Origin of the sequence: Oceanobacillus sp. J11TS1 (genome assembly GCF_018333215.1) — a bacterium.
Lineage (GTDB): Bacteria > Bacillota > Bacilli > Bacillales > Amphibacillaceae > Oceanobacillus.
Genome location: NZ_BORO01000002.1, coordinates 126,677 through 153,164, shown reverse-complemented (window position 1 = coordinate 153,164; position 26,488 = coordinate 126,677). Strand labels below are relative to the sequence as shown.

Annotated in this window: 23 protein-coding genes; all 23 read right to left on the bottom strand. The window is 37.5% G+C overall.

What is annotated here, in order from left to right; translation table 11 throughout:
* Position 1 precedes the first annotated feature (1 nt).
* The 23 genes from dpaA to rpsB all read right to left on the bottom strand — a co-directional run bounded on the left by dpaA (position 2) and on the right by rpsB (position 26,382).
* On the bottom strand, positions 2 to 880 hold the full coding sequence (gene dpaA, locus KI343_RS02960) for a dipicolinic acid synthetase subunit A (protein ID WP_212924950.1): 879 nt from the start codon (positions 878 to 880) through the stop codon (positions 2 to 4).
* A 263-nt stretch (positions 881 to 1,143) separates the two neighbouring features.
* Complete coding sequence (locus KI343_RS02955; protein ID WP_212924949.1) at positions 1,144 to 1,410, bottom strand: YlmC/YmxH family sporulation protein; 267 nt, start codon at positions 1,408 to 1,410, stop codon at positions 1,144 to 1,146.
* A 410-nt stretch (positions 1,411 to 1,820) separates the two neighbouring features.
* Positions 1,821 to 3,068 carry a M16 family metallopeptidase gene (locus KI343_RS02950; protein ID WP_212924948.1) on the bottom strand — a complete coding sequence of 416 codons (1,248 nt, stop codon included), beginning with the start codon at positions 3,066 to 3,068 and terminating at the stop codon, positions 1,821 to 1,823.
* Between the two features lie 24 nt (positions 3,069 to 3,092).
* A complete protein-coding gene (locus KI343_RS02945) occupies positions 3,093 to 4,046 on the bottom strand; it encodes a polysaccharide deacetylase family protein (RefSeq protein WP_212924947.1) in 954 nt (317 codons plus the stop codon).
* Between the two features lie 285 nt (positions 4,047 to 4,331).
* Complete coding sequence (gene pnp, locus KI343_RS02940; RefSeq protein WP_212924946.1) at positions 4,332 to 6,446, bottom strand: polyribonucleotide nucleotidyltransferase; 2,115 nt, start codon at positions 6,444 to 6,446, stop codon at positions 4,332 to 4,334.
* A gap of 251 nt (positions 6,447 to 6,697) precedes the next feature.
* A complete protein-coding gene (rpsO, locus tag KI343_RS02935; protein ID WP_212925037.1) occupies positions 6,698 to 6,967 on the bottom strand; it encodes a 30S ribosomal protein S15 in 270 nt (89 codons plus the stop codon).
* A gap of 307 nt (positions 6,968 to 7,274) precedes the next feature.
* Positions 7,275 to 8,216, bottom strand: a complete 942-nt coding sequence (locus tag KI343_RS02930; RefSeq protein WP_212924945.1) for a bifunctional riboflavin kinase/FAD synthetase — start codon at positions 8,214 to 8,216, stop codon at positions 7,275 to 7,277.
* Between the two features lie 25 nt (positions 8,217 to 8,241).
* Entirely contained in the window at positions 8,242 to 9,129 is an 888-nt protein-coding gene (truB, locus tag KI343_RS02925; RefSeq protein ID WP_212924944.1) for a tRNA pseudouridine(55) synthase TruB, read from the bottom strand.
* A 99-nt stretch (positions 9,130 to 9,228) separates the two neighbouring features.
* Entirely contained in the window at positions 9,229 to 9,570 is a 342-nt protein-coding gene (gene rbfA / locus KI343_RS02920; protein WP_042534967.1) for a 30S ribosome-binding factor RbfA, read from the bottom strand.
* 122 nt (positions 9,571 to 9,692) lie between these two features.
* The gene (locus KI343_RS02915; RefSeq protein ID WP_212924943.1) at positions 9,693 to 9,971 is read right to left on the bottom strand and encodes a DUF503 domain-containing protein; all 279 of its coding nucleotides are present in this window, start codon (positions 9,969 to 9,971) and stop codon (positions 9,693 to 9,695) included.
* Entirely contained in the window at positions 9,968 to 12,064 is a 2,097-nt protein-coding gene (infB, locus tag KI343_RS02910; RefSeq protein WP_212924942.1) for a translation initiation factor IF-2, read from the bottom strand. Before infB ends, KI343_RS02915 begins: the two co-directional genes overlap by 4 nt.
* A 283-nt stretch (positions 12,065 to 12,347) precedes the next feature.
* Positions 12,348 to 12,656, bottom strand: coding sequence for a YlxQ family RNA-binding protein (locus tag KI343_RS02905; protein WP_212924941.1), 309 nt, complete (start codon positions 12,654 to 12,656; stop codon positions 12,348 to 12,350).
* Between the two features lies 1 nt (position 12,657).
* Positions 12,658 to 12,927: an RNase P modulator RnpM gene (gene rnpM, locus KI343_RS02900; RefSeq protein ID WP_212924940.1), complete on the bottom strand. Its 270-nt coding sequence runs from the start codon at positions 12,925 to 12,927 to the stop codon at positions 12,658 to 12,660.
* A gap of 13 nt (positions 12,928 to 12,940) precedes the next feature.
* Entirely contained in the window at positions 12,941 to 14,044 is a 1,104-nt protein-coding gene (gene nusA, locus KI343_RS02895; RefSeq protein ID WP_212924939.1) for a transcription termination factor NusA, read from the bottom strand.
* 41 nt (positions 14,045 to 14,085) lie between these two features.
* The gene (gene rimP, locus KI343_RS02890; RefSeq protein WP_212924938.1) at positions 14,086 to 14,556 is read right to left on the bottom strand and encodes a ribosome maturation factor RimP; all 471 of its coding nucleotides are present in this window, start codon (positions 14,554 to 14,556) and stop codon (positions 14,086 to 14,088) included.
* A 331-nt stretch (positions 14,557 to 14,887) separates the two neighbouring features.
* Positions 14,888 to 19,177 (bottom strand): PolC-type DNA polymerase III, encoded by a 4,290-nt coding sequence (locus tag KI343_RS02885; RefSeq protein WP_212924937.1) that lies wholly within the window; start codon positions 19,175 to 19,177, stop codon positions 14,888 to 14,890.
* Positions 19,178 to 19,460: 283 nt separating this feature from the next.
* Complete coding sequence (gene rseP / locus KI343_RS02880; RefSeq protein WP_212924936.1) at positions 19,461 to 20,735, bottom strand: RIP metalloprotease RseP; 1,275 nt, start codon at positions 20,733 to 20,735, stop codon at positions 19,461 to 19,463.
* 247 nt (positions 20,736 to 20,982) lie between these two features.
* The gene (locus KI343_RS02875; RefSeq protein ID WP_212924935.1) at positions 20,983 to 21,771 is read right to left on the bottom strand and encodes a phosphatidate cytidylyltransferase; all 789 of its coding nucleotides are present in this window, start codon (positions 21,769 to 21,771) and stop codon (positions 20,983 to 20,985) included.
* 15 nt (positions 21,772 to 21,786) lie between these two features.
* Positions 21,787 to 22,545: an undecaprenyl pyrophosphate synthase gene (locus KI343_RS02870; RefSeq protein WP_212924934.1), complete on the bottom strand. Its 759-nt coding sequence runs from the start codon at positions 22,543 to 22,545 to the stop codon at positions 21,787 to 21,789.
* A 511-nt stretch (positions 22,546 to 23,056) separates the two neighbouring features.
* The gene (frr, locus tag KI343_RS02865) at positions 23,057 to 23,614 is read right to left on the bottom strand and encodes a ribosome recycling factor (RefSeq protein ID WP_212924933.1); all 558 of its coding nucleotides are present in this window, start codon (positions 23,612 to 23,614) and stop codon (positions 23,057 to 23,059) included.
* Between the two features lie 2 nt (positions 23,615 to 23,616).
* Complete coding sequence (gene pyrH, locus KI343_RS02860) at positions 23,617 to 24,339, bottom strand: UMP kinase (RefSeq protein WP_212924932.1); 723 nt, start codon at positions 24,337 to 24,339, stop codon at positions 23,617 to 23,619.
* An 82-nt stretch (positions 24,340 to 24,421) separates the two neighbouring features.
* Positions 24,422 to 25,306, bottom strand: coding sequence for a translation elongation factor Ts (tsf, locus tag KI343_RS02855; RefSeq protein WP_212924931.1), 885 nt, complete (start codon positions 25,304 to 25,306; stop codon positions 24,422 to 24,424).
* 320 nt (positions 25,307 to 25,626) lie between these two features.
* The gene (rpsB, locus tag KI343_RS02850; RefSeq protein ID WP_212924930.1) at positions 25,627 to 26,382 is read right to left on the bottom strand and encodes a 30S ribosomal protein S2; all 756 of its coding nucleotides are present in this window, start codon (positions 26,380 to 26,382) and stop codon (positions 25,627 to 25,629) included.
* Positions 26,383 to 26,488 lie beyond the last annotated feature (106 nt).

Here is a 26,488-nt window from a genome sequence, read left to right as displayed (position 1 = left end):
CTCATTCACGCTCCTCATCTAGAATCTGCTCAATGACATTTGCCAGTATCTTGCCCGCTGTCCTAGGTGCTACAATACCAGGTAAACTCCGCGCTAACATCGCATTAATTCCACGTTTTTTCGCAAAATCAAAATCTGTCCCTCCTGGTTTCGATGCAAGATCAATAATAACTGCATTCGTTGGCAGATTTCTAATTGCTTCCTTTGTAACAACCAAACTTGGTATGGTGTTAATTAAAATATCGCAATCATCTGTATAGTTGCTTAATTCATGTAATGGTATGGCTCTTAACCCCATTTCTGTTATGCGAGCCAGATCCCTGATACTTCTCGCACATACGGAAACTTTTGCTCCAAGCGCAGAGAACTTATTCGCTACCGTATTTCCTACTCTGCCAAATCCCACAACCATCACCCGGGAGGAATGAACTGTCTGATCTGTATGCTCGAAAGCCATCATAATTGCGCCTTCAGCAGTCGGAATGGAATTGTAAATGGCTACATCGTCCCGATCCAGTAAAGGTACTAATGTAATTCCTGCTTTTTTCGTTACGTTTGTTAAATAATCATTCGATATCCCTGTAAAAACAATACAACTGGATTTCAGTTTTTGAAACCACGCTTCATTTAAATTTATTTTTTTATCTGTAAAAACGGTTTCGATATTCCCGCTAGAATCCGTACCTGTAATTGGTAATATAACAACATCTAACTTGCTTTGATCCAATTCATATAATTCTACTTCATTTAACCCTGTAAATCCTTGTTCCAGTTTATCAAACCCACAAAGGATTACTTCATTATCATCATTGCTTTTTAATATCTTTATCAACTCTAAATATCTTGCATCTCCACCTATCACTGCAACTTGTCGACTCATTTTACGTATAACCTCCAGACAACTTTTAACGTATTCATGATTCGATATAGCTTATGAATTTTTAAGTCGGTGGTGAACAATTAAGCCATAAAAGTACAGTCTACTATTGAAAATTTGGCATTCGCCAAGCCTTTTTCGTGATATTCCATTACATATATGCAAATAAGAGAAATGATAACCGCTCGCAGAATAAAAAGCTTGTTTATCTTAGGAAAAGGTATATCTAATTTCCTTTTCCAACAAAATAAACAAGCTTCACTATTTTATATTCTGTTAACTTCCCCTTCTCCAGGCAGCTTTGTATCAATCATTATCATATCTTCGCCAATTTTTCGTATCGATCGCCAATGAATTTTGGTCTCTTCACCTTCTTTAACAAGACCGAACCATTTGTAACTCGGGATAATAAACGCCTCGATTTGACCTGTTTTAGGATTGATTTCTAAATCAGTTTGCCCAAGCATACCAAGCCTTTTGCCTTCGTTTACATTGATAATTTCCTTATCTCCCATATCTCGAAAGCGTACCATAGAAAAACTCCTTTTGTTTTTAATACACTATATGTTCGAATCAGGAAAAACATGCTCTCCTTTTATGGCTCTTCACCAAAACCCATGGTTGACAAATTAAGCTTAAATTGATAAAGGTAACCGCTGCGACGGGTTATGATGGGGTGAGTAATCGCAACCCCAGAAAAACACTACGCTTTCCGTGGGCTTGTCCTCAGCCTCCTTTAAAGAAGACTTGCTGACTGTCAAGCCGACAGGCGCAGACAGAAGCATAGTCGCACTTATGCCTGTGGTAGAAAAAAGAAGACCACTTTTTCTGCGGGGTCTTCACACTGGGACTGCGATTACTCGCCCCACCGAAAACCATTGCGCATTCCCACAGGAGTCTCCGTATTTTTCCTCCGCTAGCTAGTTTTCGCTACCATATTTATTCAACTATTGATTTTGGTGTTGCTCCCCTTTGAATCATTTGGAGCAATTAATGCTCGAGATGGTTTTTGCTCTAATACTTCTTGAATCACGTTACTTACTTGCTGGTCGTTAATGCCATCAATTTCTAAAATTAAGTCGTCTAAGGAACGATGGTTTTGCAATAACAATTCATTTCGACCATTCCGTGACATTCTACTATTGGTACTTTCTAATCCCAACATGAGATTTCCTTTGATCTGTTCCTTACTATTTCGTAATTCTTTTTCTGTTAAACCCTGTTTCACAAAATGATCAAGCGTAGAATAAATAACTTCTTCTAGTTGCTCAAGCTGATCTTTTCCTGTCCCTGCGTAGATAGTCAGCAATCCATTATCTATAAATGAGGCATGATAAGAAAAGACGGAATACGCAAGTCCTTTTTTCTCGCGCACCTCTTGAAATAAGCGTGAGCTCATGCTGCCTCCAAGTACATTATTCATAATAGATAGCGGATATAAATGCTTATTACCTGCTTCATAACCATGGTAACCAAGACATAAATGGGCTTGTTCTGTATCCTTGCTTCGATAAATGGCTTCCTGTAAAAATACCGGCTTCGTTATTTTTTCTTCACTCGCTTTTCTTGTAAAAGATCCAAAATAAGAATCGACATCCTTTATAAATGAACTAGACACATTACCAGCCACCGAAACAACTACACGATCTGGAGTATAATTATCCTCTACATATTTATGTAATTGTTTTTGGTCAAAGGATTGTAATTGTTTCTCTGTACCGAGAATAGGAAATCCTAATGGATGGTTGCCATACGCTGCTTTCGCTAAAAGGTCATGAACAATATCATCAGGAGTATCCTCGCACATTTTGATTTCTTCGTATACTACTTTCTTTTCCCTCTCCATTTCTTCCTCATTAAAGCTTGATCCGAAAAACATATCTGCAAGTATTTCAAGAGCTAATTCCTTATGTGTATCTAATACTTTTGCATAAAAACATGTATATTCTTTAGAGGTAAAAGCATTAATTTGTCCGCCAATGGAGTCAAACGCTTCTGCGATATCTTGTGCACTTCTTGTTTTTGTCCCTTTAAAGAACATATGCTCCAAGAAATGGGAAATCCCATTATTATCTATAGTTTCATTTCTAGATCCTGTTTTAACCCATATTCCAATCGTAACTGAACGAACAGCCGGCATAGATTCTAATATAATACGTACGCCATTACTACTTGTATATTTTTCTATCAATGAATATCCTCCTAAACACCCTGGTTAACGCGATTCGCTTAACAATGATTCTACAGTTCCTATTTTATAACCTTTTTCTTTAATAACGTTAATCATTTGCTCTAAACCATTAGCAGTTGCTTGTGTGGGATGCATTAAAATCATTGCCCCAGGATGAACATTATTTTCTATACGATTAACCATAACCGAAACAGATGGATTCTTCCAATCAATTGTATCCACTGTCCAAAGAATTGTTTCCATCTCCAGTTCTGCTGCGGTTTGCACTGTTTCCTCTTTATAACTTCCGCTTGGCGGTGCGAACCATTTAGGCTGCTTCCCTGTTATTGTTTTCAAGATTTGATTTGTTTCCTCTATCTGAGTATACGCATCTTTGTTCCCGAGCGCTTTCATGTCAGGATGATTATAGGCATGGTTACCGATTAAATGACCTTCTTCCTCAATCATTTTAACCATATTTGCATTATTTTGGGCCCACTTACCCTCTATAAAAAAAGTTGCTTTCACTTGATTATCTTTTAATATTTGGAGCATTTCAGGAATATAAGCTTCCCCCCAAGAAACGTTTATTAAAAGAGAAACCATTTCCTTCTTCGGATGTCCACGATAGATTGGAGATGGCGGTAAATCTTCTAATAAGATATTGGGAGAGGTTTCATTATATACAAGTAAGTCTTCATCCCATTTATCTGCTTGTTTCATTTTCTGGTAGGATTCCTCCACATTCACTTCTAAACCATTCCGTCCAGGCGTTTTCTTCCAAACAGAATCAATGTAGGCGTCTTCCGGATTTTCCTGGTAAGCCTCTTTCTTATTCTCAATTTCCATATACAGCTTGTCTTTTGGTACGGACACTTCTCTTTCCAATGGAGCAATTACTACCGAATCCGTTTGAAAAGGGTTATATCGTATATCAAATACCGTAAAAATTAAAATAAGAAACACAAGGACATGTACATACTTTAAGTATCGCTTCATACTTAATCCCTCCCCTTTATCATTTCTATGCTTGACGGGGACAAGTATGAATTTATTTTTTAGCCTCTAGTGAATGAGAAAAGGCCTGATTTAATTATGTTTTAACCAAGCGTTCAATCCCTTTTTAATTACGTTAAAAAAAAGAAACTGAATTAAAAAATCAGCTTCTTTTTTGGCGGGAATATCTTCTTCCCTAAGTAAAAACTTTCCTTTTATGGCTCCTACCAAAATCTACGGTCCTGCTTTTCCGCTAATACAAGCCCTGATTTTGGTGTTAACCCCTTCTCAGGATTGGGAATTCTCTTCTTTTTGTTCTTGTAGAACTGCTTTTCTAGAAAGATTGACTCTTCCTTGGCGATCAATTTCTTTTACTTTTACCATAATTTGATCCCCAATAGATACGACGTCCTCTACTTTATTTGTACGTTCTTCTGCAAGCTCGGAAATATGAACAAGTCCATCTTTTCCTTTAAAGAGTTCAACAAAGGCCCCAAATTTTTCAATACGTTTTACCGTACCGAGATACAATTGACCAACTTCAACTTCACGTACAAGATCTTCTATAATTTTCTTCGCTTTTTGATTCATTTCGCTATCTGTTGATGAAATAAAGATATTCCCATCTTGTTCAATATCAATTTTCACACCGGTTTCATCAATGATTTGATTAATTTGCTTTCCACTTGGTCCGATGACATCACGAATTTTATCTGGATTAATATTCATTGTTAAGATTTTTGGTGCATACTCAGACAGCTCATCCTTTGGCTCATCGATTGTTTGAAGCATAGAATCCAGAATATGCATACGGCCTTTTTTCGCTTGCGTAAGTGCTTCTTCTAGAATAGCTCTTGATAAACCATCAATCTTAATATCCATTTGCAAGGCTGTAACACCTTTTTCTGTTCCAGCGACTTTAAAGTCCATGTCACCGAGTGCATCTTCCATTCCTTGAATGTCAGACAAAATCGTATAATCGTCCCCGGATTTAACAAGGCCCATAGCAATACCAGCAACTGGTGCTTTAATTGGCACGCCCGCATCCATCATTGCTAATGTACTTGCACAAATACTTGCCTGTGAAGTAGACCCATTCGACTCGAGAACTTCTGATACTAGGCGGATTGTATAAGGGAAGTCTTTTTCATTCGGCACTACTTTTTCAAGAGCACGTTCTCCTAACGCACCGTGGCCAATTTCACGACGGCCTGGTCCACGAATCGGCCCAGTTTCCCCAACGCTATATTGCGGGAAGTTATAATGATGCATAAATCGTTTCGTTTCTTCTAAATCAAGTCCATCTAAAATCTGCACATCTCCTAGCGCTCCCAATGTACATACACTTAGAGCTTGGGTTTGTCCACGAGTAAATAAACCAGAGCCATGCGTACGTGGAAGAACATGAATACGTGAAGATAATGGGCGGATTTCATCTACTTTTCGGCCATCTGGACGTATTTTTTCTTTTGTAATCAGACGACGAACTTCTTCTTTAACAAGTTTATCTAATACAGATTTAACTTGTTTAATGGTTTCTTCTTCTGCCTCTTCTGCTTCATATTTTTCAATGATTTCTTTCTTAACAGCATCAATTGCCTCTTCACGAGCATGTTTTTCGACAACTTGAATCGCAGCTAATAACTTGTCTTTTGCTTCTGCTTCGACATTTGCCATAAGTTCTTCATCTAATTCTGAAACGGTAACTTCGAATTTTTCTTTGCCGCAAGCTTGGACAATTTTTTCCTGGAAGGCAACAAGACGTTTGATTTCTTCATGACCAAACATAATTGCCTCGAGCATAACGTCCTCTGGCACTTCATCGGCACCAGCCTCTACCATGTTAATAGCATCTTTCGTTCCGGCAACTGTTAAATCAATATCACTTTTTGCTTCTTGTTCAACTGTAGGGTTAATAATTAATTCTCCATTTACGCGTCCCACATGGACACCTGCAATCGGCTGTTCAAAAGGAATATCTGAAATACTTAATGCTATGGATGAGCCAATCATTGCAGCTATTTCTGAAGAACAATCTTGGTCCACGCTCATTACCGTACTTATTACTTGCACCTCATTACGAAATCCGTCTGGGAATAACGGTCGAATTGGACGGTCAATTAGTCTTGAGGACAAAATTGCTTTCTCACTAGGACGTCCCTCTCTCTTAATAAACCCCCCAGGGATCTTTCCTACTGCATACAATCTTTCTTCATAGTTAACGGTTAATGGAAAGAACGGTAAGTCTTTTGGTTCTTTGGAAGCTGTTGCTACAGATAATACGGAAGTGTCTCCGTAGTGTATCATACAAGCCCCGTTTGCCTGTTTTGCCAGCTCCCCTACTTCAACCGTAAATTTCTTTCCTGAAATCTCCGTAGAGAATAGCTTTTTTTCATCTGCCATTAGTTTTGTTGCTCCTTTCAAGGCTACAGCAATTAAAATGTGTATGTAGCACTTCATTTAGTACAAATTTTCTTCTATATTATATTTTACAAAAGAATCTCTTTTTATAGCATAAACGATAGCCTACTAGGAATCAATCGCTACTTTCAACTGTACCTAGGGATTAATTTATTTTCTATCGGTTTAAAGAATGCATGCTTACGTTTCTAAACATAAAAGAAAAAGCAGGATTGCTCCTGCTTTTTGCGTTATTAACGACGTAAACCAAGTTTTTTGATTAATTCACGATAACGAGTAACATCTTTATTACGTAGGTAAGTTAAAAGATTACGACGTTTACCTACCATTTTCAAAAGACCGCGACGTGAATGGTGGTCTTTTTTATGTGTACGTAAATGTTCGTTTAATGCAGTGATTTCTGCAGTTAAGACAGCAATCTGAACCTCTGGAGATCCAGTGTCTGTTTCATGAACCTTGTACTCATTAATAATTTCGTTTTTACGTTCTTGTGTAATTGCCATAATGGCACCTCCAAAAATATTATTTGTCATCCCCAATCCCCTAGCATACGTCGGAGTTACGTGATGCCAAGCGATGGTTGTACAAATATAAGGATAGCGTTTTTGAAGAAAAAAATCAAGTATAAAGTGAAACTTCATTTCCGTGGGGGTTCTTTTTATTCCCACGGAATGGGACTGCGATTACTCGCCCAAACAAAACCACTGGTAGTTGAACCAATCGGGCCGTTACTGGCTGTTCGTTCTCCCCCCTAGAAATGACATTTTACTTTTTTCTTGAGGCGGGGATCCAGCAGTCAGTTCGAGAGGTCTATTTATTTGCTAAATAAGCCCTAATTTCTTTATCATCTTGTTTCATTCTTTCAATCAATGCTTCTTTCGAGTCAAATTTTATCTCTTCTCTTGTATAGGATAGCCATTCTACCGTCAATTCTTCCCCATACAAATCACCATCAAAATCAAAAAGGTATACTTCGACAGACATATCTTCTTGATTTTTTGTAAATGTAGGGTTTGTACCAATATTCGCCATTCCGCCATATATTTTATCCTTATGGCGAACACGCGTAGCATAGACGCCTTGCTTGGGCAGCAGAGCGTCTTTTGATAGAGACAAATTAGCAGTTGGGTACCCTAGCTCACGGCCGCGACGCGCACCTTTAACAACCAATCCAGTCGTTGCAAACGGCCGTCCTAATAATTGCTCTGCTTGCTCCATATTGCCAGAAGCCAGTTCTTCTCTTATTCTCGTAGAACTAATCTTTTCCTCATCTAAAGTAACCTTACCAATTGTTTCCCAAGTAAAATAGTCTCTAGCATAGAGATGCATGTCTTTCATTTTCCCTTTTCCTTTATGGCCAAATGAGTAATCAAACCCTGCAACAAGATGTTTAATATTCAGCCCAATAATAAAATGATCTATAAATTCTTGCGGGCTGAGTTTAGATAATTCTTGATTAAATCGAATAATGTATAGTCGATCCACTTGAAGGTTCTTCAATATCGTTTGTTTCTCTGAAGAGGTTGTTATGTACTTAACATGCTGCACATTTTTTCTTAAAACGACAGATGGGTGAGGAAAAAAAGTAATGACTGCACTCTCCATATTATTTTGCTTGGCTTTATTTACAGCTTGCTGAATAACTTTTTGATGACCTTTGTGGATCCCATCAAAGAAGCCAATCGCACTAACTGTTTTAGGTAAACTTTCCTTGCATAACGTATGCGGATAGGATAATTCAATTGTTTTCATCCTGCTTCACCTGCACTTTCTCTCGTTAGAATACCCTAAGTGGTTTGATTTGGTCAGGCTTTTCCGGATGCCTTCCGTAAATCGCCAACACTTCTTGGTTGTTCGTAAACACAAACGGTTCGTCAGTCTTAGGAGCATCGCTAATGGCTAATTTCTGACCATTTTTTATGCGGACCTTTAACGCTTCATTTACTTCTTTATGCAAGAGATGACCTAATCCTTCTGAAATTGGGCTTAAAAGCTGCTCTTGTTTGTTCTCTGCAGCTGCTTCTTCTATCATAGCAAAAGTTACCGTATTTTTCTTGGAAAAACTACCGGTTTTTATGCGTTCCAGTTGATGCATATGTGCTGGATAACCTAATACCTTCCCAATATCCACACACAAAGTACGGATATACGTACCTTTTGAGCATTCCACATACAAGTCAAAGGTATTTTTTTTATCATCGATGGCCAAAAGCTGTATATCATGAATGAAGACTTCTCTAACTGGTCTTTCTACTTCTTCATTTGCTCTTGCATATTCATAAAGTTTTTTTCCATTTACTTTCACCGCAGAATACATTGGTGGAATTTGTTGGATGGCACCTTGAAATTTCTGTAAAGCGTTCTCTATTTCTGTTTTCGTGGGCATAGAAACAACTTCTTTTTCCTCTATCACTTTTCCTGTTGCATCTTCTGTTTCTGTTGTTGTCCCTAATGCTACTGTACCAAGATAAATCTTTTTTGTATCCGTAAGAAATGGGACAATTTTTGTAGCGTTGCCAATACAAATTGGTAAAACGCCTTCTACTTCTGGATCCAGTGTTCCTGTGTGGCCTACTTTTTTTGTATTGAAATAGCGGCGGCATTTCGCTACACAATCAAAAGAAGTCATTCCTTTGGGTTTCCAAAGAGGCAGGATACCATTCATGGTGAAAGCACATCCTTTCCAGCTGAAAATATAAATTCAATTTATGTAGTAAAAAACTGATCCTTGCCTAGAAAGCGCAGAAGGATCAGTTTTCTCACATTACTTATTTAGATCTCTAAGAATAGAATCTATTCGGTTACCTTGCTCTATTGCTTCGTCAAATTCAAAGGTAAGTTCAGGCGTTTTGCGCAAACGTATTCGCTTGCCAATTTCTGAACGGATAAATCCTTTTGCTTTTGCAAGTCCTAATAATGTTTCTTGCTTTTTCTTCTCATCACCTAATACCGAAATAAAAATCTTAGCTTGTTGTAGGTCGCCGGTTACTTCTACATCAGTAACCGTCACAAAACCAACGCGCGGATCTTTAATTTTTCTTGATAAGATATCACCTAATTCTTTTTTCATCTGCTCTGCAACTCGATGGGCTCTTAATTCAGCCATTTATCTCACCTCACATAACTCTATACATTTTCATTACCACGGTGAATACTCTATTTAATGGGGCGAGTAACCGTAATCCCATTCAGCGGGGGTAGAAAACTCCCGCTGATTAAGATTTCATTTTATAATCGTTCTATATTTGTAATGGTTCTTTCTAATTCAGAAAAAGTATCTATGGTGTTTAAAGCTTGTTGTATTACTTTTTCGGCATGCACATAATCCGTCGAAATAATAACAATCCCAAGTTTCGTTCGTTGCCACATATCGTGAAATTCGAGCTCTGTTACAGAAACGTTAAAAGATTGGCGCAGCTTATTAATGATCCGCTTTAATACGGAGCGTTTGGCTTTTAATGAATTCCCTTCATACAGCATACACTCTACTTCTGCATAGACAATCATTTACGTTCAATTTCTTCCATTACATAGGCTTCGATAACGTCGCCTTCTTTAATATCATTGAAATTATTCAGTGTAATACCGCATTCGTAATTTTTTTGTACTTCTTTTACGTCGTCTTTAAAACGTTTCAAGGCAAGTAATTCACCTTCATAAAGAACAACGCCATCACGAATGAGGCGAATGCCAGCATCTCTCGTAATTTTTCCTTCTGTAACATAACTTCCTGCAATCGTACCAATACGTGACACTTTGAACGTTTCACGTACTTCCGCTTGACCAATAACTTTTTCTTCGTATTCCGGATCAAGCATACCTTTCATAGCTGCTTCAATTTCTTCAATTGCGCTGTAAATAACACGATGAAGACGTAAATCAACTTTTTCGGATTCTGCGGCTCTTTTCGCATTAACATCAGGACGAACATTGAAACCAATAACAATCGCATTTGATGCAGATGCCAAGATAATATCAGATTCTGTAATCGCTCCGACACCCGTATGAATGATTTTAATATTCACACCCTCTACTTCTATCTTACGTAAAGAAGCAGCTAATGCTTCAACAGATCCTTGCACATCTGCTTTCACAATAATATTTAATTCTTTCATTTCACCTTGCTTAATTTGTTCAAATAAATCATCTAAGCTGACTGTTGATTGTCCGCCGCGACTTTCATCAATTTTCTTCTCTTGACGTGCGATACCAATTTGACGCGCTTTTTTCTCATCAGCAAACGCAAGAAATTGGTCACCTGCTTGAGGAACATCTTGTAAACCAGTAATTTCAACTGGAGCTGATGGACCTACTTGGTTAACACGTTGTCCGAGATCATTTACCATTGCACGAACTTTACCATACGTATTGCCGACAACTAGTGGATCTCCTACATGTAATGTTCCGTTTTGAACAAGCAGTGTTGCTACAGACCCTCTGCCTTTATCTAATTGTGCATCAATCACTGTACCAAAAGCTCTCGCATCTGGATTTGCCTTCAATTCCTCAACTTCTGCAACTAATAAAATCATTTCCAGGAGATCGTCAATACCTTCTCCTTTAATTGCAGCGAGATTAACGAAGATGGTACTGCCGCCCCAATCTTCAGGAATCAATTCATGTTCCGTTAATTCCTGCATCACGCGGTCTGGATTTGCACCTTCTTTATCCATTTTATTAACCGCTACGATAATTGGTACCTCAGCAGCTTTTGCATGGTTAATAGCTTCCACTGTCTGTGGCATAACGCCATCGTCTGCCGCAACAACTAAAATGGCGATATCTGTTACTTGGGCACCGCGAGAACGCATACTTGTAAATGCAGCGTGACCAGGTGTATCTAAGAATGTAATTTTCTTTCCATCATTTTCAACTTGATAGGCTCCGATATGCTGTGTAATACCGCCAGCCTCTCCTGCTGTAACTTTAGTATGGCGGATAGCATCTAATAATGTTGTTTTTCCATGGTCAACGTGTCCCATTATTGTAACAACAGCAGGACGTTCTTGTAATTTATCACTATCGTCTTCTTCAATATATTTGTCGAGGTCTGTATCTTCTAAAATAATTTCTTTTTCAACCTCAACATGATATTCTTCACAAATTAACTCTATAGCATCATCATCAAGGTCTTGGTTTTTCGTAGCCATAACACCCATAAACATTAATTTCTTGATGAGTTCTGCAGGTTCTTTCTGAAGTTTTTCAGCTAAATCTTGTACAGTTAATGTACCATGGTACGTAATTTTACTTGGAGTCTCTTTCACTAATGACTGCCCCTTTTGTGAATGTTGTTGTTTACCTCTTTTAGAGGATGTTTGTTTATTATTTTTAGGATTATCTTTTTTAGTATGCTTATCTGCATTTGATTTATTTGTTGCTTTTTTGTTCTTTTGTTGTTTATCTGTATTTACTTGATTATTCTTGTTATCTTGTTTTGGTTGCGGGTTAAATCTTTCATCCAATTGTTTAATCTCTTTATCAGAAATAGTAGACATATGATTAGAAACTTCTATATCTTTATCTTTTAAAAATTGAATGACTTCTTTACTCGCAATGTTATTTTTCTTTGCATATTCATATACACGTATTTTGCTCATACGTTCACCCCCGGATTAATTTATCCAACGAACTAAAAGCACAGAGCGCCTACCTAAATGTAGAGATTGCACCCCCGTTCTTTGGGGGGTGGTTCGACATTTATTGAATTTCCTTAGAGGTATGCGGACATCGCGCTAAGATAAGGTTTAACCAGCTTTCCATCACCTTTTGGCTGAGAGATAAAGACTTACCCCATAAGCATATGCGACGTAACTCCTCTAAAGTTTGGCGCTCGGAGCTAGACAGCTATATCCATAGCCTGGGAGTTCATTCACGAAAAGGTTATACTTTCCTAGTTAATAGAGAAAGGAGTTTTTTTGCAAAGCCTGAATCTAATATTGCTATAGCTACACGCTGTTCTTTCCCGATTGCTTGCGATAAAACATTTCGGTTATCAACAAATCGATACGGAATATTGTACGAGGCACATTTATCCGAAAGTTTCTTTTTTGTTTGCGGCCCAATGTCTTCTGCCAATAAAACAAGCTTTGCACGACCTTTGCGAATATCCTTTACAATAGTATCTTCTCCTGTTGAACACTTCCCTGCTCGAACAGCGAGACCAATGATGTTCAAATAGTTAGGATTCATTTCAATCTCCCTCTACTAAAGCTTCTAACTCATCGTAGATTGTTGGACTTATTTCTGCATTCAATGTTTTGTTAAGTATACCTGTTTTCCGAGCCTGTTCAATCACAGACTTATCTTTGGAAAGGTAAGCTCCGCGTCCGTTTTTCTTCCCAGTTTCATCAACGAACACTTCTCCCTCTTTATTACGAACAATGCGAATTAAATCTTTTTTAGGCTTCATTTCATTTGTAATAACACATTTTCTCTCTGGCACTTTTTTCTTCTTCTTCAAGTGTCATACCTCCTTATTCAAACAGGTCTTGATCATTGTCAGAATAAGCTTCTTCTAATTCTACATCATCCAGTAAACCTTCTGCACGTGCATCAGACTCACTTTTTATATCAATTTTCCAACCAGTAAGTTTTGCAGCTAAACGTGCATTTTGCCCTCTCTTACCAATTGCTAGTGATAATTGGTAATCAGGAACAATTACCGTCGTTGCTTTTTCTTCTTCATCTACAGAAACTTTCAATACTTTGGAAGGACTTAGTGCATTCGATACGTACACAACCGGATCTTCTGACCACTCAACAATATCGATTTTTTCACCTTTTAATTCTGTTACAATCGCTTGCACACGCTGACCTTTTTGACCTACACATGAGCCTACTGGATCTATTTCTGGGTCTGGAGCATGAACAGAAATTTTAGAGCGGTCTCCGGCTTCACGCGCAACGGATTTAATTTCAACAATTCCATCATAAATTTCCGGAACTTCCATTTCAAATAATCGTTTTAATAGACCTGGATGTGAACGAGAAATATAGATTTGTGGTCCCTTACTTGTATTTTCAACTTTGGTCACAAATACTTTTAGACGGTCATGAATATGATATTCTTCTGTCGGCATTTGCTCTGCTTCTGCTAACTTAGCTTCAATTTTCCCGAGATTTACATAGACGAAACGTGAATCTTTACGTTGGATAATTCCTGTCATCACATCTTCTTCTCTATCTATATATTCTGAGAAAATAACGCCACGCTCTGCTTCACGAACACGCTGCGTTACAACTTGCTTGGCGGCTTGTGCAGCAATACGTCCAAAATCTTTTGGTGTTACTTCTACTTCTATAATATCCTCTAATTCATAACTTGGACTGATATTTTTAGCTTCTTCAATAGATATTTCCAGTTGTGGGTCTTCTACATTTTCAACAACTGTTTTTCTTGCATAAACAGCCATTTTTCCTGTAGTTTCATTTAGCTCTACCCGGACATTCGATGCAGATTTAAAATTCTTTTTATAAGCAGAAATAAGTGCCGCTTCCAATGCCTCCATTAAAATATCCTTGTCAATTCCTTTTTCTTTTGCTAAATGATCAATCGCATCAAACAACTGCGTGCTCACTTTTTCTTTTCCCCCTTCTAGATGTTCTTCTTGCACTTTTATTAAAATGAAACTGCAAGTCTTGCTTTTGCTATTTTTTGATAAGGTATCTCCACTGTTTTCTTTCTGGTTTTTACTTTGTATTCAATACAAACAGTATCATTCTCTACGTTTTGCAGGATGCCCTCATACGTCTTTTCACCATCAATTTGCTCATATAACTTTACAAAAACATTGTTGCCAATATTCTTTTTCAAGTCTTCTAAAGATTTTAATGGTCTTTCAACTCCTGGGGAAGATACTTCTAAAAAATAAGCTTCTGTAATCGGATCAGCTTCATCCAGCTTTTCACTTAACAACTCAGAGACTTCGCCACACTCTACAATGTCAATACCGCTTTCTTTGTCAATATAAACACGCAGAAACCAATTTTTGCCTTCTTTTACATATTCAATGTCAACTAATTCTAAATTTTTCTCTTCTAAAATTGGACTAACTAATTCAGTTGTTATATCAATTACCTTGGAACTCAAGTGTAAACCTCCTTTAACAATGTCCTGACGCCTTCATTCAATATAAAACCCCTGCCTAAAAAAAACGGCGAGGGGTAACAGAAAGTCTTGTTTAGGCGAGGTATGAATAAAGAGTGGGCATGCACCCACTCTTTTCATTCGTACGTATCGAACATTCTAACCAAAAATAGTATAGCACATTCTATAACCCTTTGCAAACCACTAAAACAGACCTCTTACCGTTTTTATGGCAGATAATCTACCCTCTTATAATAAGTTTTTCCGAAAAGAGCTGACTTTATCCATCAATTCTTTTAGGTTATCAATTTCGCAGTTTTGCAGCCATGTTCTATTAGAATAAAGAGAGCTGGTTTTTTTCTTCCATTCCTTCTAAGCATCCATGATTATCTAAATACTCTAGAACTGTTTTAGAAATTTTACTTCTTTCTCTCAGATCTTCTTTCGACAAAAATTCGCCTTCTTCACGTGCTTTAACAATATTTATTGCTGCATTGGTACCTATACCATCTACCGCATTAAAAGGCGGAAGTAATGTGTCCCCATCCACAATAAATTCTGTAGCGCTTGATTTATATAAATCAACTTTCTTAAAAGATAATCCACGCTCACACATTTCTAATGAAAGCTCTAAAACAGTAAGTAAGTTTTTCTCTTTCGGAGAAGCATCGTTCCCCTTATAACTAATTTCTTCCATACGCTTACGAATGGCATCCGAGCCTTTAATCATGGTGTCTAATTCAAAATCATCTGCACGAACAGTGAAATAGGCAGCATAAAATAAAATTGGATAATGCACCTTAAAATAAGCAATCCGCACAGCCATTAGTACATAAGCTGCTGCGTGAGCTTTCGGGAACATGTATTTAATCTTCTTACATGACTCGATGTACCAATCTGGAACATTATTTTTTTTCATTTCCTCAATCCATTCATCTTTTAGCCCTTTACCTTTCCGAACAAACTCCATGATTGTAAAGGCTAACGAAGGATCTAATCCTTTATGCATTAAATACACCATAATATCATCACGACATCCGATAACATCCGGCAGCTCGCAAATTCCATCATTAATTAATTCTTGGGCATTTCCCAACCATACATCTGTCCCATGGGATAATCCAGATATAATCAATAGTTCTGCAAATGTCTTCGGTTTTGTATCTTCAAGCATTTGTCTAACAAATTTCGTACCAAATTCAGGTACGCCCAATGTTCCGGTTTTACACTGAATTTGCTCTGGAGTAACGCCTAAAGATTCCGTTCCTCCAAAAATCTTCATCACTTCTTCATCATCTGTCGGAATCGTTTTGGGATCAATACCGCTCAAATCTTGCAGCATACGAATAACCGTTGGATCATCGTGTCCAAGTATATCTAGTTTCAACAAATTATCGTGAATAGAATGGAAATCAAAATGTGTGGTTCTCCATTCACTGTTTCGGTCATCTGCCGGGAACTGTATTGGTGTAAAGTCATAAATCTCTTTATCATCTGGAACAACTATAATTCCTCCAGGGTGTTGACCTGTTGTTCTTTTAACCCCTGTACACCCCTGCACAAGCCGATCTATTTCTGCATTTTTATATACAAGCTGATGGTCTGAAGCATAGCCTTTTACATATCCATAAGCGGTTTTTTCAGCTACAGTTCCTATCGTACCTGCTCTGTACACATTATCTACACCAAACAGCTCTTTGGTATAGTTATGGGCACGCGGCTGATAGTCTCCAGAGAAGTTCAAATCAATATCAGGCACTTTATCTCCTTTAAAACCTAAGAAGGTCTCAAATGGAATATCCTGTCCATCTTTTTTTAAGGCTTCACCGCATTTCGGACAATCTTTATCCTCTAAGTCAAAGCCACTGGCAACAGAACCATCTGTATAAAACTCCGAGTATTTACAATTTGGGCAGACATAATGCGGTGCAAGCGGGTTTACTTCTGTAATTTCTGTCATCGTCGCAACAAAGGAGGAACCTACAGATCCCCTCGAACCTACAAGATAACCATCATCCAATGATTTTTTAACAAGCTTATGCGAAATTAAATAAATAACGGCAAACCCATTTCCAATAATACTTTCAAGCTCTTTCTCTAACCGGCTGGAAACAATTTCAGGTATTGGTTCCCCATATATTTTTTTAGCCATGCTATAGCATAAATCACGCATTTCTTGTTCTGCTCCTTCAATTTTTGGAGTAAACAAGCCGTCTTGAATAGGAGAAATATCTTCTATCTCATTTGCCAGCTGCTGCGTATTTTGAATAACGATTTCTTTTGCTTTCTTTTCCCCTAGGAAAGCAAAACAGTTAAGCATTTCATTCGTTGTTCGAAACGGTGTATTAGGCAATGTTTGTCGATTTAATGGATTACCGGCTTGGGATGCAATTAAAATTTGACGGTATTGCTTATCAAAATCTTGCAGATAGTGTACATTTCCAGTCGCTGTTACTAATTTATTCATACGCTCGCCAAGGTTAACAAGCTTTCGCAATATATCTACAATCTGCGCTTCATTTTGTACTAAATCCTTGTCCACCAGGTGAATATAATTTTCTGGCGGTTGTACTTCGATATAATCATAGAATTCCGCAACCTGTTCGGCTTCTTCTTCGGATTTTTGCATCATGGTTTCGAAGACTTCTCCTCTATCACAGGCACTTCCAATTAATAGTCCTTCCCGGTATTTTTGCAGCAAGGACCTTGGCACTCTTGGCTCACGATAGAAGTAATGGATATGTGCGTGTGAAACAATCTTATAAAGATTTTTCAAACCTTCCTGTGTCTGCGCGAGAATTGTACAATGGTAAGGCCTTGAACGCTGGTATGCGTTGTTCTCTCCCATATGATTATTTAATTCCTGATGATTCGTAATTTCTTTTTCGATTAATTTTTTTACAAGCTTCCATAACAGATATCCCGTAGCTTCCGCATCATAAATGGCTCTATGATGTTGCGTAAGCTCAATATCCATATGCTTACACAGTGTGTTTAAGCGGTGATTGCGCAGTTCGGGAAGCAAGAATCTTGCTAACTCCAATGTGTCAATAACCGGATTTGCTGCTTTTTCAAGACCAATCTTTTTAAAGCCCTGATTTAAAAAGCCCATATCGAAGCTTGCGTTATGAGCAACTAAAATATCATCGCCCATCCAAGTCTGAAAATCTTTTAGCACCTCACTTATTTCTGGTGCGTCTTTTACCATATCATCGGTAATTCCAGTTAGATCCGTCGTTGTCTGTGATAATGGATGGTGTGGATTCGCAAATGACTCAAATCGATCAATGATTTCTCCGTCTTTGACCTTTACAGCAGCTAATTCAATAATCGTATCGTATACAGCAGAAAGCCCTGTTGTTTCTACGTCAAAGACAATATAGCTTGCCTCTTGCAAATCACGGTCGCTCACGTTGTAGGCAATAGGAACACCATCATCCACTAGATTTGCCTCGACGCCATACAGAACCTTTACTCCATATTTCTTTCCCGCGTAATAAGCGTCTGGAAAGCCTTGTACCCCCGCGTGGTCTGTAATTGCAACGGCCGGGTGTCCCCATTTACTTGCCTGTTCAACCAAAGCATCTGGAGAAACAACTGCATCCATTTGACTCATGGTTGTATGTGCGTGTAACTCTACTCTTTTTTCATTTTCTCTCGCTTCATCCTGTCTTTCCCTAACTTGTACCTCATGAATATCTTTTGCCATCATTGCTAACTCATTTGTGTACATGTCGGTTTGGATGCTTCCTCTTGCCTTCACCCACATACCTTTTTTAACAGATTGAAACTTACTGACATCCTCATCGCCTTTGGAGAACATTTTGATTTGTAACGAATCTGTATAATCAGTTGCTTTAATAATCAACAGACTGCGGCCAGACCTTAACTCTCTAATTTCACAATCAAATACATAGCCTTGAACAGTAATTCTTCTTTCTTCTTCCAGGATTTGATTCATTTCTACTGGTTCATCTTGAATCTTATAACCAATCGCTAATGGCTGGTTTACAGGTGTATCTTTTTCTTTATCTCGTTTTTCTTTTTCCTGTACGGTTTTCTGAACAAGTGCTTGATCTTCTTTTGCTTTATTATCCTGAAAAGCTTGCATTTCTTCTTGGTTCGCCTTTACTTCCAATTCAATCGAATATGGCTTGGAACCAATACTATAGCAAAACTGGCCGAAAGCAGGTTCTAATCTTTTCTTCAATATATTTGATTCCGTTTCATTTCTTGAAGTTAACATAATCTTATTATCTTCAATACGTGGCGTTTGTTTCATCATCATCTCTTGATGCGCGGGTAACATCGTTGTGGTCGTCAAAAAATGTTTCCAATAAAAACTTATATCTTTTTCGCTACATTGCTTATTATCTGTAAGTAATGTCAGCTCTACCTTCTCAGCAATCGATGAGAAACTTTTTTGTAAGGACTGATACAAATACAAATATTCATCAAATGGAAGAACATCTTCAATATGGATATAAAAATGCCATTTTTTTTCGGTTTTATAAATCTCTACTTTTTCTAAATAACTTGAGGCAAAATACGCTTGAATCGATTTTTCCGAAAGCTGAATTTGCTCAAGTAATAATTTCATCTTCTCTTGCTTTGAAATGCTCATCTGTGTCCCTCCAATTGTAGATAGATTTTTGACTACACAGGAAGAAAATATCTTCAATCTATAGAAACTTTCCTTTATTATTATATTGATTAATAACTTTTCATACAGAAGAATCATTACGAAAGAAAAATACGGATTTCCAATCGATCATCAAATCTCCGTCATTCTAACTTGCATGACATAACCTGAAAAAAACCAATTATTTAATAATCTGCTCAGATACAAACACGAAACCCTTGCCTATAATCCGACAAGGGTAACTTATTCGTGTTACTATTCTATTTTACAGGAATAAACGCTGAATGTCATTCCATGTGACAACAATCATCAATAGCATTAAGAGTGCAAATCCGATAAAATGGAAAACTCCTTCTTTTTCTGGAGCTACCGGTTTTCCTCTGACTGCTTCAATCCCGACAAACATTAGTCTTCCGCCGTCTAGTGCCGGAAGAGGAACTAAGTTCATGATTCCTAAGTTAATGCTTAACATGGCAGTCCACATTAAAAAGTTTGTAAAACCAGATTGCACAACTTGATTGGTTGCGTCATAAATCCCTACTGGTCCAGATAGAACATCAATGGAGAGCTGACCGGTTACCAGCATGACTAAGTTGGTAATGATAAGCTTCGATGTTTCATACGTTCTTTCAAATCCAAATACCAATGTTCCAAGGATATCTTTTTCAAAAGCTCGATTTACCCCTATTTGCCCGATAGTAATCGGTTCGCGATTCTCGTCGACTGCCTCAGCTTCGCCTGGCACTACGGTAACTTCGTGTTCTGTATTGTCTCTAGAAATGACTAAATCTAATTCTTGGCCAGGGTTCTTTTGTACAATTTGTGTAAACTGAATCCAAGTGGAAATAGACTGATCTCCAATTTTCGTAATCACGTCATTTTCCTGCAGTCCTGCTTCTTCTGCTGGACTTCCTGGTTGAATTTCACCCATCTGCGCTTCCTCTACAGGAACCCCTTGGATGAGTCCAAGAATTAAAAAGATAGCTATCGCCAAAACAAAGTTCATCATCGGTCCTGCAAAAAGCTGCATCGCACGCTGACCAACCGTTTTAGAAGCAAATTGTCGATCATAAGGTGCGATTTGTGTTTCCCGCTCGTCTACAACAAACATCGCTTTACGATCCACATCGAAATGCAGCTTCGTAACTTCATCATCTAGCTCATAGCCTTCAATAAATAACTGGTGATCAAGGTCCACATTCTCTACTTCAATCGTGCGCGCATGAGGATGCTTTGATTTATTATTCACAATGATTTTTGTTACTTTTTCTTTCTCGTTAAACTCAAGCGCAATATGATGCCCCGGTTTTAATTCAACGATTTCTGGGTCGTCTCCGGCAACACGAACGTATCCCCCAGCTGGGATTAATCGGATTGTATAGAGTGTTTCATTTTTCGTGAATGATAATATCTTTGGACCAAATCCAATTGCAAATTCACGCACAAGCATGCCAGCCCGCTTTGCAAAGATGAGATGACCCCATTCATGGATAGAAACGAGCACTCCAAACATTAATATAAAAGCAATAACAGTCGTCATGACAGCACCTTCCTTTTGTACAAGGTAGAAAGTTGATTTTCTGCGATATTTCACATAACAATTCATTGTTTTTGATAGCTTCGAGCTTTAACAAGAAGCTATACACTTACTTAAAGAACAAGATACCATGTCTTGTCCGATGATTTAAAATAAAAATTTGTTATGTATGATGAAAAGAAAGCTCTTCACTTAGTATATTCAACCATACCAGTTACTTTACTAATTCTACAATATTCGCTTCAATATGTTAAAAAAAGTGAATAAAATGCAGTAATGGAAAAACAAAAAGCATGCTGTCAAATCGGTCTAAAATACCGCCATGCCCCGGCAAAATTTTTCCAGAATCCTTCACATTATATACACGTTTAAACGCAGATTCAACTAAATCACCTATTTGTCCAAAGCTTGAGGCAACAATGGTAACAATAATCAGTGTTAACCATGATTGTTCAAACGGTTCGATCATATGAAAAACCATTGCAACAATTACTGCTACAAAAATACCGCCCAGTGCTCCTTCAACAGTCTTCTTAGGACTAATTGTCGGCCATAATTTATGTTCCCCAAATTTCCGGCCAAATAAATAAGCCCCTGTGTCAGTTGCCCAGATGATACAAAAAGCAAACAATATATTTCTTAATGCATTCTCACCATCTCTAGTCTCTAATAAATAAAAAAATCCTAAACCAACATAAAACGCTGCTAGGATTACGAAACCAACCTGATCAAAGGTGAATTGGTTTTTGACAAGCACCGTGTACGCTAATAATACGAAAATAATGATAGAAATCAATTCATACTTCGTAAACAATTCTCCATTAGCAAAAACATCATTAGGCAGCAAAATGACCCACATTAAAAGCGCTGATAAAGCATATGGAAAGAAATTCTTGCCTGCATGACGCATTCGTATTAATTCAAACAATCCTATTGTTGCTAATAAATAGATAAAAATGGTAAACGGCAATCCGCCAAAAATAATGATTGGCACAAACACAAGTAGAGCCAATATTGCTGTAATCGTACGTTGCTTCATTAAATCATCATCACCTTATATACCTCCATATCGTCTTTTTCGTTGTTGATATGCAAGTAATGCTTCATAGAATGTTTCTTCTGTAAACTCCGGCCATAGCTTTTCTGTAAACCAGAATTCCGTATAAGCAAGCTGCCAAAGCATAAAATTACTCAAACGGCACTCCCCACCAGTGCGGATCAGCAGATCTGGGTCGGAAACACTATTGGTATATAAATGTTTAGAAAATATTTCCTCATCTAAACTATCTATATCCATGCGTTCTTCTTTTAACTCTGTCGCAATTTGCTTAACTGCTTTTAAAATTTCATGACGACTGCCATAATTAATTGCAAAATTTAAGATGAGGCCGTCATTATTTTTTGTTTTTTCAATTGCATAGCTAACTGCTTCCTGCGTATGGCTTGGTAACGCCTGAAAATCACCTATCGTTTGAATACGAACATTATTTTCCATTAAACTTGGTAAATAAACATGCAAAAATTCTTTTGGGAGTTTTAAAATATATTCCACTTCTTGCTTTGGTCGTTTCCAGTTTTCTGTTGAAAAGGTATAAAGCGTTAAAACCTTCACATTCGATTTGACTGCTGCTTTAACAATTTTATTCACCGTAGATACGCCCTCTTTATGACCAGCAAACCTAGGTAATCCCCGTTTTTGTGCCCATCTGCCATTTCCGTCCATAATAATAGCGACATGATTAGGAACATTTTCTCCAGAAAGCGAATCTGTTTCTTTTGGTTGTTTTGATAAAAAAGGAATTTTAATAGACATTTTCCGTCCCCCGAATGGTTGTTTGTTCATAACCCTCTTCATCTTCATAGTTTGTTCAAAAAAGCTTGATATAAAAGGCCTAGAAATTCATGCATCATTTGAACTTTTTTGAACATCCTCTAAAAGAACAAGGGATGAAAGGCATGACCATGCCAATACTTAATAATATAGAATGTATTCAGTTTAACATATAATACACGTGCGTGAATGCCAGTGACATTAATACAAAAACCCCCTTTAATAAGAGGGCTTAATGGCATCTTACTACGTTAGCAGAAAACTGTCACCTTTAAACAAAAATTTTTTGCTTTCATTTAGGGTCTTCCCCAAAACCTTTGGTTGACAAATTAGATATAAATGTTCATATCCGCGACCGCTACGCGAGGTTAGGTGAGATTATGAATCCCAGACACTACACTAGCTAATCACATTATCCTAATTATTTTTTCAACGATAGGTTTTAGCGTTGACCCTTTATTTTATACCGATAGAAGGGTATATATACCTTCTATTATACTTCCATAATTTCATTTTCTTTGTTTTTTGCTAATTCTTCTATTTGTTTAATGAAATTATCTGTGGTTTCTTGAACATCATCTTGAAATGCTCTTAAATCGTCTTCTGTCATATCACCATTTTTTTCGGCTTTTTTAAGCTGATCATTTGCTTGACGACGAAGGTTACGAATTTGTACACGAGATTCTTCTGCGTATTTCCCAACAACTTTTACTAATTCTTTTCTTCTTTCTTGGGTTAATGCAGGAATATTGATTCGAATTACGTTTCCATCATTCGATGGAGATAGTCCTAAATCAGCTTTTTGAATTGCTTTATCGATATCACCAATTGCAGACTTATCATATGGTGTAACTGTTAACAATCTTGCTTCAGGAGCACCTACTTGAGCCAATTGATTAAGCGGTGTAGAAGCACCATAGTAGTCAACATAAACATTGTCTAAAAGGCTAGGGTTTGCACGTCCAGCGCGAACAGAGGCTAAATTTTTTGAGAAAGCTTGAACAGCTTGTTCCATTTTTTCTTTTGTATCTTTCATTATTGATTCTGACATCCTTAGTTCCCCCTTATCGTTGTTCCAATATTTTCACCTTGTATAACGCGTTTAATGTTACCTTCTTCCGTAATAGAGAAGACGATTAATGGTAAATCATTATCCATGCATAATGAAGAAGCTGTAGAATCCATAACACCTAATCCTTCATTTAGCATTTCTAAATAAGTAAGAGAATCATATTTCTTAGCTTCTTTGTTGATTTTAGGATCATCTGTATAAACGCCATCAACATTATTTTTTGCCATTAATATTACTTCTGCTTCAATTTCTGCCGCACGTAATGCTGCTGTCGTATCTGTAGAAAAATAAGGATTTCCCGTTCCCGCAGCGAAAATAACAACACGCTTTTTCTCTAGGTGGCGAATCGCTTTTCGGCGTATGTATGGCTCAGCAACCTGTCTCATTTCAATGGACGTTTGTACTCTTGTTTGTACATCAATTGTTTCTAGTCCGTCCTGTAGGGCAAGAGAATTCATAATTGTCGCGAGCATGCCCATATAATCAGCCGAAGCTCTATCCATACCCATTTCTGAACCTACTTTTCCACGCCAAATGTTTCCGCCGCCCACAACTATAGCAACTTCTACGCCAAGATCTACAATTTCTTTTACTTGTTTTGAAATGGATTGAATTACTTTAGGAGAAATTCCGTATCCTTCTTCTCCACTTAATGCTTCTCCACTCAATTTTAACACAACTCTATTATAATGTGCTTCCGTCATAATAACCTCCAGAGAAAAAATTGTTTAACTTATATTGAGTTATAAAAGAGGGAACAAATTAATGTCCCCTAATTTGTAAAGCTTATTTTTTAATTTGGCTCATTACTTCTTCCGCGAAGTTATCTTCACGTTTTTCCATTCCTTCGCCTACTTCATAGCGAACGAAAGTTTTTACAGAAGCACCTTTATCTCCAACATATTTTTTCACTTTTTGGTCTGGATCTTTTACAAAGCTTTGATCTAAAAGAACGATTTCTTCAAAGAATTTACCTAAACGGCCTTCAACCATTTTTTCAACAATTTTTTCTGGTTTCCCTTCACTTAATGCTTGCGTTTTAAGCACTTCACGTTCACGGTTTACTTCTTCTTCAGAAACCTCATCGCGTGATACATAGCGAGGGTTGATAGCAGCTACATGCATAGAAATATCTTTTCCTAGCTCTTCATCCGTAGTACCTTCTAATAAGGTTAGTGCGCCAATACGTCCTCCCATGTGAAGGTACGCACCGAATGTATCGTTATCTGTTTTTTCTAATACAGTGAAACGACGAAGAGAGATTTTTTCTCCAATTTTAGAAACTGCTGTTGTAATGACATTTTCTACTGTTTCAGAACCATCTAAAAGATTTTGTTGTAAAGCTTCTTCCACAGAAGCTGGATTGTTTTTCACAATGTGTTTTCCAAGGTCAGTAAGTAATTGTTTAAACTGATCATTTTTTGTAACAAAATCTGTTTCACAGTTAACTTCAATAATTGCTGCTTTGTTTCCTTCAACTTCAATATGAGTTAATCCTTCCGCAGCAACGCGATCTGCTTTTTTAGCAGCTTTCGCCATACCTTTTTCACGAAGGAAATCAATTGCTTTTTCGATATCTCCGTTTGTTTCTGTTAGTGCTTTCTTACAATCCATCATTCCAGCACCTGTTTTTTCACGTAATTCTTTAACCATTTGAGCAGTAACTGCCATGTTAATTCCTCCTTAAAATATTCATTCCGTTTCACATGTATCTAATTTCATTTCTGCTTTGGGAAAACTTCGTCATTACATCGTTTATTCTTGCCACAAAAGATGTCCGCTACCACTTTTTTGATGGGACGAGTAATCGCAACAATGTTGTCAGGTTAATGCAACCGCTACGGAAAAACACTACGCTTTTCGCGGACTTGCCCCATTGGAACCTGTTATATCAACAGCAAGTAACAAGTAAGCTAAACGGTTTAACCTCTTTCTTGAAAAAAGGGTGATAAAAGGCTTCTATCCTCTTATCACCCTCACCTTTTAAAAGATTACTCTTGAGAAGCAGCTTCTTCAGCAACTTCAGCTTCTACCTGGTCTTGTTCAGGAACTTCTTCAGTTTCTTCACCTTGTTTCACTTCTAGAATAGCATCTGCCATTTTTGAAGTAAGAAGTTTTACTGCACGGATTGCATCATCATTCGCAGGAATAACATAATCAATTTCATCCGGATCACAGTTTGTATCAACAATACCGATGATTGGAATATTTAATTTATGTGCTTCTGCGATTGCAATACGCTCTTTACGAGGATCGATGACAAACAATGCATCTGGAAGTTTCTTCATTTCTTTAATTCCGCCTAGGAATTTAACAAGACGATCTTTTTCTTTCAATAAGTTTACTACTTCTTTTTTAGGTAGTACTTCGAATGTACCGTCTTCTTCCATTTTTTCAATATCTTTCAAACGGTTAATACGTTTGCGAATTGTTTGGAAGTTAGTTAATGTTCCACCTAACCAACGTTGGTTCACATAGAACATACCAGAACGGATTGCTTCGTCACGTACTGAATCTTGAGCTTGTTTCTTTGTACCAACGAAAAGAACTGTACCGCCATTTGATGCGATTTCTTTTACGTAGTTATACGCTTCATCCACTTTCTTAACCGTTTTTTGTAAGTCGATGATGTAGATGCCGTTACGCTCTGTGAAAATGTATTTTTTCATTTTCGGATTCCAACGGCGTGTTTGGTGACCAAAATGTACACCAGCTTCTAGCAATTGTTTCATTGAAATTGCTGCCATAATAAATTCCTCCTAATTGGTTTTATTCCTCCGCATTTTTCCTCTTTATAAGAATACTGTATTACAGCACCAATCTTATAAATCCAAATGCGTGTGTTGTTATGGT